The organism is Bradyrhizobium ingae (assembly GCF_055791185.1).
This window is the reverse complement of sequence record NZ_JBVUBB010000093.1, coordinates 1-1,379: the sequence shown is the minus strand read 5'-3', so window position 1 is coordinate 1,379 and position 1,379 is coordinate 1. Positions and strand designations below refer to the sequence as shown.

Here is a 1,379-nt window from a genome sequence, read left to right as displayed (position 1 = left end):
GTGATGGGGTGGACGCCCCCCTCGACGGCATCAATGTGCCAAGATGGTGGTGTTGAAACAGCCACTGCAGAGAAGGAGCGTCCGCCATGGAAGTTAGCACGATCGGAATAGATTTGGCGAAGAATGTATTTCAGTTGCATGGGGCAGATGCTGCAGGCACCACTGTTTTTCGCAAACAGCTGCGGCGTAACAAGGTGCTGGAGTTCTTCGCCAAGCAGCCGACGTGTTTGATCGCGATGGAATCCTGTGGGGGCGCACACCATTGGGCGCGCGAGATCGGCAAGCTCGGTCACACAGTTCGCCTCATTCCGCCTGCCTACGTGAAACCTTTCGTAAAACGGCAGAAGAACGATGCGGCCGATGCCGAAGCGATTTGTGAAGCCGCTCAACGGCCGACAATGCGCTTTGTCGCCGTCAAGAGTGCGGAACAGCAGGCCAGCGCGGTCGTGTTTCGGGCGCGCGATCTCCTGGTGCGACAGCGCACCCAGGTGATCAATGCCCTGCGCGGCCATCTTGCCGAGTACGGCGTGATCGTTCCCCAGGGGCCATCTCACGTCGTCAAGCTCATTGAACAGCTGGAGGATCCGAGCAGCGAGTTGCCAGAAGCCGCCCGACTGGCACTCGAGCTGCTGGTTGATACGCTGCGGTTGCTGGATCACAGGATCAAACATCTCGACGTCGAGATCGCACGCCGTGCCCGGGAAGACAAAACCGCGCGGCGGCTGGCAACCATACCAGGTGTGGGCCCGATAACAGCAACAGCATTCGTCGCTCTGGCCCCCGCGGCCACGACATTTAAGAAAGGCCGCGACTTCGCTGCCTGGTTGGGACTGACACCGCTGCAACGCTCGACCGGCGGAAAACAAAAGCTTGGCGCAACGTCGAAGATGGGTGAGCGAACCTTGCGGCGCTTGCTCATCATCGGCGCTTGCGCCGTCGTGCGGCATGCTCGCCGCCGCGGCACTTCTCCCCAAGGATCGTGGTTGGCGAGGATGCTCTCCCGCAAGCCGCCCATGCTCGTGATCGTCGCCCTTGCCAACAAGATGGCCCGCACTGTCTGGGCGCTTTTGGCGAAAGGCGGCGTCTACCAAGCTCCGGCCGCGGCGGCATAGCCGTCCAGCCAGAGGTCGTCGAGAGTGTAGGAAGGTCAGACGGAAAGGTATGGCGCAACAGTCGATGAGACGGGATCGGGAAAGCCAGTTCCTCCCACAGTGCCTGAGTCGAGCACGCTTCTGTGATTTGGCCTCCGATCCGCGAACTCCCATACGGGCCCGCGACACATGACCGGTCGCATCAGAGGCCGGACAGATGTCAGCACCCGACTACGCGCAGCGCCTCACGAAAGATTCTACTTGCACTTACGGGGGCGTCCACAGATG

1 protein-coding gene is annotated in these 1,379 nt (G+C 61.1%); it reads left to right on the top strand.

What is annotated here, in order from left to right:
- The first annotated feature begins 86 nt into the window (after window positions 1-86).
- Entirely contained in the window at window positions 87-1,112 is a 1,026-nt protein-coding gene (locus ACV1FX_RS41660) for an IS110 family RNA-guided transposase (RefSeq protein ID WP_473123275.1), read from the top strand.
- Window positions 1,113-1,379 lie beyond the last annotated feature (267 nt).

Bases quoted from the DNA above. Each gene is read 5' to 3' on its own strand.
- ACV1FX_RS41660 (WP_473123275.1), top strand. From the start codon at position 87: ATGGAAGTTAGCACGATCGGAATAGATTTGGCGAAGAATGTATTTCAG.